The organism is Bradyrhizobium sp. PRIMUS42, from assembly GCF_023006515.1.
GTDB lineage: Bacteria > Pseudomonadota > Alphaproteobacteria > Rhizobiales > Xanthobacteraceae > Bradyrhizobium.
On record NZ_JALBGZ010000284.1, the window covers coordinates 1 to 7468 of the forward strand.

The window sequence follows — 7468 nt, forward strand, 5'->3', positions numbered from 1 at the left end:
CCGGGACCGGGCAGTGGTGGTGGGCAATCGCCCTCGAAGCGGGCGGAATGTTCACGGCCGCCTACGTGGTGCTGGTGCTGGCTCATGCGCTAGCGCCCTCGAACGGGCCGACTGCCTTGCGCGGCCCCACATCGCGCCTCCGGAACACGGCAGCGCTCGTCCTGGCATTATTCTCGCTATTGCTGGGACTCCTACCTTGGAATCCCTATCTGCCAATCCCGAACATTTCGACGTCAGGCCTGTTCGAAACCGGGATGCTCCCCAAGACGTTTGTGACCGTCCTGGGGGGCATCGTGCTGGCGGTTCTGCTCACGCCCTCCTCGCAGCAACTAGGGTCTTCGGCGCGTTGGAAGTTCGCCACCAAAACGCTCGATCCATTCCGGCGCGTTTGCGGTGCATCTGGCCGTCTTGTCGAGCGGGGCAACGGCATTCTCTGCCAATGGCCGGCGGCAAGCATCTGCCTTCTCGCGCTAGCTTTGCTATTTGGCACACTGATGCTTATGGCCTTGTGAGACGAGGGCTCAAGCATCGGTTGCGAATGGCGTGCCCTCCACTGCCATGATCAGGAACATTCATCCCTATGGCTCCAGGGTTTTCTCCGATGCCGCCACGGCGGACCGGCAGCTAATCTTTGCCAGCGTGTCTAGCCGGAGCCTACCAGGCTTGCCCGGCGGGACTCGATCCAGCAGGAGGCTTGCATGTCCGACCTAGTAGCGATCGTGTATCCATCCGAGGCGAAGGCCGAAGAAGTGCGTCAACGGCTGCTCAGGCTGCAGAAGGAATATCTGATCACGCTCAGCGATGCGGTGATCGCCGTGAAAACCGATTCCGGCGGCATCAAGCTCAATCAACTCGTCAACACGACGGCGGTGGGCGCGATGACCGGAAGTTTCTGGGGCCTCCTGATCGGCGTGATCTTCCTCAATCCGATCCTCGGTGTCGCGGTCGGCGCGGCATCCGGCGCGCTCGGCGGCGCCCTGTCCGATTTCGGCATCGACGACGCCTTCATGAAGGAATTGTCTACTTCGCTCCACACCGGCAACGCCGCCTTGTTCGTCCTGATCAAGAACATGACGGCGGACAAGGTGCTGAAGGAGATCAAGGACGCCGGTGGGATCGTGCTGAAGACGTCCCTGGATGACAACAAGGAACAGGCCCTGCGCGACGCGCTCGCAAGTGCGGCGGAACGGCCTGCGGCCTGAACGGCCGCCTTTGGCCCGCTAGCGCCGACCGCCGGCGAGGCGCAGTAGCATCATGAACAGGTTGATGAAGTTGAGGTAGAGCGACAGCGCCGAAATCACGGACTTGCGGCCGGCCGTGGTTTCATCATCCCTGCTGTCGTACATCGCCTTGATCCGCTGCGTGTCGTAGGCCGTGAGTCCGGCGAAGACACCGACGCCCACGACCGAGATCAGCCAGTCGAGTCCGGATGACTGCAGGAAGAGGTTGACCAGGCTGGCAATGATGACGCCGATCAGCCCCATGAACAAGAAGGTGCCGAGACCGGACAGGTCGCGCCGTGTGGTGTAGCCGAATACGCTGAGCGCCCCGAAGGTCGCCGCCGCGATGAAGAAGACGCGTGTGATCGACGCGCTGGTGTATATGTGGAGCAGCGTCGAGAGCGACACGCCGACCAGGGCGGCATAGATGAAGAACAGAAGCCGTGCAGTTGATACCGACAGCGTATTGATGCGCGAACCGATGAAGAAGACCAGCGCAAGCGGCGCCAGGATGAAGACCCACATCAACGGGCTCTGCAGCAAGGCGGGGCCGGTCAGCTGATAGGTCAGCCACGCGACGACGGCGGTCAGGCCGACGCCGGCGGTCATGTAATTGTAGATGCGCAGCATGTAGGCACGCAGTCCGGTGTCCACCGCGATTGTGCCACCACCGCTCGCACTCGAGGCCGCCAGGTCCTGGTCGTAATTCGACATTGCTCGTCTCCTCTCAGAGCTTGCTGACGAGCCTACGCTATCCCTCGGGCTCAGAGGACGGCATCGGACAATCACCCGAATGCCGGCGGGGAAACCACCCTGCTGCCCCCGCGGCTTGCCGGCGATCCGCAGCGACCATCCTGCCCATTACAAAGCGGCAACCTGGAACCGCAGCTTCACCGTCCTCCTTTTGGAGGGGGCGCCTTACGCGTTTGTCACTAGGAGATGATCGCGGTGCGGCCTAATCGGCTGGCATGCGCTTCTATTTCCACATCGTCGACAAATACGGTCTCACTCCCGATGGGACCGGATGCGAATACGCCGATCAGGATACGGCAGTTCTGCATGCCCAACGCATTGCGGCCGAGCTCGCGAAGGCCGGCGAATTCTGCCGTTCCGGCGTCGTGCTTTTGGCTGCCGTTGCCGGACCATCATCCAGTCCCGCTGAAGGCGCGACCGACCCAACGGCAAAGACCTGAACGCGGCGCGCAGAACCGCTTGGCGATTTCCTGCCCCGCTCCCTACAGAGAATCCCTGATGTGCGAGGGGGAAAGCCGCCTCTAAGGTCTTCGCCGGGATCGAGCGGCTTCAGTGCCCGCCGATCGCGGATTGGAAGGCCATCTTGCCATGGCTCCGTCACCGAACGAGGTCGATCAAAAACTCTCCCGCAATGCGCTCATCGCGCTCGTGGTGGGGTCGATGGTCGGCTCCGGCATTTTCGCACTACCCGCGTCCTTCGGACGGACCACGGGTGCACTCGGGGCGATGATCGCCTGGGCGACCGCAGGCACCGGCATGCTGATGCTGGCCTTCGTGTTCCAGACCTTGTCACACCGCAAACCGAACCTCGATGCCGGCATCTATGCCTACGCCAGGGCCGGGTTCGGCGAGTATATCGGCTTTGCTTCGGCCGTGGGATACTGGATCGGATGCTGCCTTGCAGATGTCGCCTGTCTCGTCTTGATCAAGGCAACACTCGGACAGTTTTTCCCTGTCTTCGGTGACGGCACAACGGCAGTGGCGATCGCTTCGGCGTCCGTCCTGCTGTGGGGAGTGCACGTTCTGCTGCTGCGCGGCATCAAGAGCGCCGCCACGCTCAATACGATCGCAACCTACGCCAAGATCATTCCGATCCTGCTGTTCATTGCAGCCGCCGCCATCGCCTTCGACGGCAGGCTTTTCTCCATGAACTTCGCCGGAACGGAGCAGCCGGAGCATTCAAATGTGCTCACCCAGGTTCGCGGCACGATGCTGCTGACCGTGTTCGTGTTCGTCGGGATTGAAGGCGCCAGTGTCTATTCCCGCTACGCCCGGACCCGCACCGACGTTGGATTCGCGACCATTGCCGGCTTTCTGACGGTGCTCAGCCTGCTCGTCCTCGTGACACTTCTGTCCTATGGCGTGCTGCTGCGACCGGAACTGGCGGCTCTGCCGACACCATCCATGGCCGGCGTCATGGAGGCGATCGTCGGCCGCTGGGGCGGTATGTTCATCAGCGTGGCACTCCTGATCTCGGTCCTCGGCAACTACCTGTCCTGGTCGCTCCTGGCGGCTGAGGTGCTGCATTCCGCCGCGGTCCACCGCACCATGCCCTCCTTTCTCGCAACAGTGAACGCATACAAGGTCCCCGCCGGAGCGCTCTGGCTCACCAACTGCGTCATCCAGACTTTCCTCCTCGTCACCTGGTTCGCGGAATATGCATTCACGCTCGCCTTGAAGATGACGAGCGCGATGACGCTGATCCCGTATTTCTTTGTTGCGGCCTACGGTCTCAAACTCGCCTGGACCGGCGAGGCCTATCGCGCTGGCGAGCGTGCCCGCGTTGGCGACTGGATCCGCTCGGCTGTCGCGACGGTCTACGCGGCCGCGATGATCTACGCAGGCGGGCCGAAATTTCTCTTGCTGTCGTCGATCCTCTATGCACCCGGCACGCTGCTGTTCTTTCTCGCCAAGCGCGAGCGCAAGGAAGCGGCGTTCAGGCCATTCGAGGCGATCCTCTTCGCGGCGATCACGGTCGCCGCATGTGCCGGCGTCTACGCACTGTCCACGGGAGCTATCTCGATTTGAATCCTTGTCCTTGGCTGCATGGAGACGAATATGAGCATCCGAACCATCTTGGGCGCCCTGATCCTGGGCGGGTTGGTAGCGCTTTCCGCATCTCCGCCCCCCTTGCTGGCCCAGTCGACTGACAAGGGGGGGCTCGCGCCGAAGGACACCGGCGCATCGGCGCCGAAGAACGTGGCACCCAACACGAATACGAACCCGACCAAGCACCGCTACTGGCGTCATCGTGGCGGCAAGCATCCACACTTTGGCAGCCGGCGCGTCCGCACCTAGGTGCGGCGAACCATCATCCACCCTCGCGATTGGACCGATCCATGAGCGATTCCAGGACAGGGCCGGAGCGGCTTCGCGAACTCGTCCCACAGGACGATTCCACCGGTGTGCCGGAGCGCGCCGCGCGCGGCGTTCTCGCGACCGGGCTCAGCCTGCTCGCTGCCTGTGTCTTCCTGTTTCTGGCGTGGCAGACCGTGTCCAGTCTCCTGCTCATCTTTGCAGGCGTGCTGTTCGGCGCATTTCTGGATGCCTGCGCAAGGGCGCTGGCCCCGGTCCTTCCGCTCGCTCGCGCCTGGCGGCTGACACTGGTCCTGCTGCTGTTCTCCGCTCTGTCGGGATTTGGACTGGTATGGGGCGCGGGCAAGCTACCGGAGCAGACACGCCTCCTGCTGAAGGTCATGGACAGCCAGATCGACGTCCTGCAGGAGCACCTCCTGTCATACGGCGTCGACCTGCTCGGCCCGGAATGGGGCCGCGACTTTGCGCAATGGCTGTTCTCGGATCAGGGGCGTTTTCTCAGCCACGCTCAATTCCTGCTCGGTGGAGCATCGAGTCTTCTGACCGGCGCGCTGGTCATCGTGTTCCTCGGAATCCTCTTCGCCTTCGATCCGACCAGCCATCGCGAGAGCCTGGTGATGTTGGTGAAGCGACCCTACCGCGCGCGAACAAGAGCGGTCATGGACGAGATGGGCAGCGTGATGCGGTTGTGGCTGATCGGACAGTTCATCCGGATCATTCTCATGACGCTGTGCGTCTGGGTCGCACTCTATCTGGTCGGGCTGCCCGGACCTCTCGTGCTCGGACTGCAGGCAGGCTTGTCGAACTTCATTCCATACCTCGGACCGATCGTGGCGGCGCTTCCGATCGCGCTGGTCGCAATGCCACTCGGCGGCTCGCTGCTGATCTGGGCCGTGCTCATCTACACAATCATCCAGTCGATTGAAGGCTATGTGATTGGCCCGCTGATCCAACGTCAGGCGGTCGAGATCCCTCCTGCCTGGACGCTGGTCGCGATCGTCATGCTTGGCGCGCTGTTCGGCGTCCTGGGCATCGCGTTGGCCATGCCCCTGGTCGCGATCGGCCGTGTCGCAATCATCCGGTTCTACGTCGAGGATTATCTCGGCGACGACCCCAAGCTGACGTTCAGCAGCAACAGATCGTGAGTGGATGGCCCATGAGCGAGACCGATCTACAAGGGAATGAGGGTGCGGAGCCTGCCCCGCCTCAATTCAGGATGACCCGTTTCCTGTGGCAGCAACTCCCTTATGTGGTGGCGCTGGTGCTCGCCGTCGCAGGCGTCGCCTACACCAACGTCTCCCACCAGCCTCTCGTCGGCTACTGGGAATTCCTTGCGCTCGCCATCGGCGTGGTCTGCGTCGTCACGAAATGGCCGGAGACGCAGGGCAAGGAGGCCCAGCTCCGATTGATCTGGACCCAGGCGCTGCACTGGATCGCCGTCCTGGTCACGATGAACGTCATGCTGATGTCGGGTGTCCAGCAATTGCTTCCGACACCGGCAACCGGCTTGGTTTTGCTGACGTTGCTCGCGCTTGGCACGTTCCTCGCGGGCGTCAGCCTTCTGTCGCTACAGATCTCGTTTCTTGGCCTTGCGATGGGCGTGACCGTCCCGGCGATATCCTGGCTGAAGCAATCTGTCTTCTTCTTCCTGCTTGGCGCGGTGCTGCTGATCGGCCTCGGCATCACGTTCTGGCTTCGCCAGGACCGCCGGCCGGCGGCCGCGTCCATGAACAACCAGATGGAGGCTTGAATGCCAATGATACGGTTCCTCTGCATTGCCGCATGCGCGTTGCTTTGCACCGCGGTCTCGCCTGCCCGCGCCGACGCATTCAGGGTCGGCAGACTGTTATGCCTCAGTTCCCCGCGCGTGGGCTTGGTCCTTGGATCGGCTCAGTCGCTGCGCTGTACTTTCTTCTATGCACGCAGACCCCCTCGACAATATATCTATGAGGGACGCATAAGGCGCGTTGGGCTCGACTTGGGAGTGACCTCGGCGGGTTCTCTCTCCTGGGCCGTCTTCGCCAAGAATTCGCGGATCGGCCCCGGTACGCTGCGCGGAAACTATGTGGGCGCGAGCGGCAATGTCGCGTTCGGCCCCGGCCTCGGGGCCAATGTCCTGATTGGCGGCTCGCGCCGGAGCGTGATGTTGCAGCCGCTGTCGATCGAGCGATCCATCGGAATCAATCTCGCGGCGGGCGTGACCAACCTGACTCTGGGTCCGCGCGGCAGGCGATAGCGCCGTTCACGGGATCCCTCCCGAGACTCCATGCGAACATTCCCGCCCGGTCGCTCAGGGTTTCGTCGGATGTCGACGCTCCGCCTCCGAATCTATCGTCGCGTCGGGGCGGCGATCTTTGGTAGATCAGGAGCGTGGCATGACAGTCTATGACAGCCGGTCCGGCATCGCAGCTCTGGGCCCTCCACCCCTGTGGGTCTGCGCTCTCCTCGGCGTCGTCATGATTGCCGCCGGTATCGCAGCTCTCAGCGACGTGGCGTTCGCGACCATCATCAGTGTGAAGTTGATCGGATTAACCGCGATCGCGGCCGGCGCATTCGAGATCGTCCACGCTTTCTGGACCAAAGGATGGGGCGGCTTCCTGTGGCAGATCCTGCTCGGCGCCCTCTACGTCGCCTTCGGGCTCGTGCTGCTGACCCAGCCCGCCTCCGGCGCTCTGATCCTCACTTATTTCCTCGGCGCGATCCTGATCGCCTCAGGCGTTATCCGCTGCATGCTGAGCTTCGCCCATTGGCGCCAGAACGGATGGATGATGCTGATCTCCGGCGTGTTCGGGTTGGTCGCTGGCGCGCTGATCCTGTTCAGCTTCCCCACCATGAGCCTGTGGGTCCTCGGATTCCTGCTTGGGGTCGACCTGATCTCGCACGGCCTCGCGTGGCTGCTTTACGCGCTTCAGGCCGTGCGGCGGACTGCGTAACTTAAGGAGAAGATGATGATGGACACCCCCAACCGTCGCGCTTTCCTTGGCCTTGCCAAAAATGCCGTAGCTGCCGCGGCGATAGGCACCATCGGCGTCCGCTTCATTGCGGTCACGGAAGCAATGCCGATCGCACCCAAGCTCGGCCAGACCGACCGGCCGTCGGATCTCCTGACGCAGGCCCAATGGGGACCGCCGCCTCATCCTGGCTGGCGCCGCCGGCGACCACGCAGCCGCCGCTGGGTT

9 protein-coding genes and 1 pseudogene are annotated in these 7468 nt (G+C 62.8%); 9 read left to right on the plus strand and 1 reads right to left on the minus strand.

Going from position 1 to position 7468, the window contains the following annotated elements; all coding sequences use genetic code 11:
* A pseudogene (locus MOV75_RS20650) lies at nt 1–512 on the plus strand (NADH-quinone oxidoreductase subunit J); the annotation flags it as partial.
* A 186-nt stretch (nt 513–698) separates the two neighbouring features.
* Nucleotides 699–1202: a DUF1269 domain-containing protein gene (locus MOV75_RS20655; protein WP_246919250.1), complete on the plus strand. Its 504-nt coding sequence runs from the start codon at nt 699–701 to the stop codon at nt 1200–1202.
* 18 nt (nt 1203–1220) lie between these two features.
* Here MOV75_RS20655 and MOV75_RS20660 read toward each other — a convergent pair whose 3' ends face one another.
* Nucleotides 1221–1934 (minus strand): Bax inhibitor-1/YccA family protein, encoded by a 714-nt coding sequence (locus MOV75_RS20660; RefSeq protein WP_246919253.1) that lies wholly within the window; start codon nt 1932–1934, stop codon nt 1221–1223.
* Between the two features lie 627 nt (nt 1935–2561).
* Between MOV75_RS20660 and MOV75_RS20665 the strand changes: the two genes are divergently transcribed.
* The 7 genes from MOV75_RS20665 to MOV75_RS20695 form a co-directional block, all read left to right on the plus strand.
* Nucleotides 2562–4001 (plus strand): basic amino acid/polyamine antiporter, encoded by a 1440-nt coding sequence (locus MOV75_RS20665; RefSeq protein ID WP_246919258.1) that lies wholly within the window; start codon nt 2562–2564, stop codon nt 3999–4001.
* Nucleotides 4002–4031: 30 nt separating this feature from the next.
* The gene (locus tag MOV75_RS20670; RefSeq protein ID WP_246919261.1) at nt 4032–4271 is read left to right on the plus strand and encodes a hypothetical protein; all 240 of its coding nucleotides are present in this window, start codon (nt 4032–4034) and stop codon (nt 4269–4271) included.
* A 41-nt stretch (nt 4272–4312) separates the two neighbouring features.
* A complete protein-coding gene (locus MOV75_RS20675) occupies nt 4313–5434 on the plus strand; it encodes an AI-2E family transporter (protein ID WP_246919265.1) in 1122 nt (373 codons plus the stop codon).
* A gap of 11 nt (nt 5435–5445) precedes the next feature.
* The gene (locus MOV75_RS20680) at nt 5446–6039 is read left to right on the plus strand and encodes a hypothetical protein (protein WP_247006500.1); all 594 of its coding nucleotides are present in this window, start codon (nt 5446–5448) and stop codon (nt 6037–6039) included.
* Nucleotides 6040–6525 (plus strand): DUF992 domain-containing protein, encoded by a 486-nt coding sequence (locus MOV75_RS20685; RefSeq protein WP_246919270.1) that lies wholly within the window; start codon nt 6040–6042, stop codon nt 6523–6525. It abuts the gene before it with no gap.
* A gap of 139 nt (nt 6526–6664) precedes the next feature.
* Nucleotides 6665–7222, plus strand: coding sequence for an HdeD family acid-resistance protein (locus MOV75_RS20690; RefSeq protein ID WP_246919273.1), 558 nt, complete (start codon nt 6665–6667; stop codon nt 7220–7222).
* A gap of 15 nt (nt 7223–7237) precedes the next feature.
* On the plus strand, nt 7238–7468 hold a 231-nt coding region (locus MOV75_RS20695), incomplete at its 3' end, for a twin-arginine translocation signal domain-containing protein (RefSeq protein WP_247006502.1).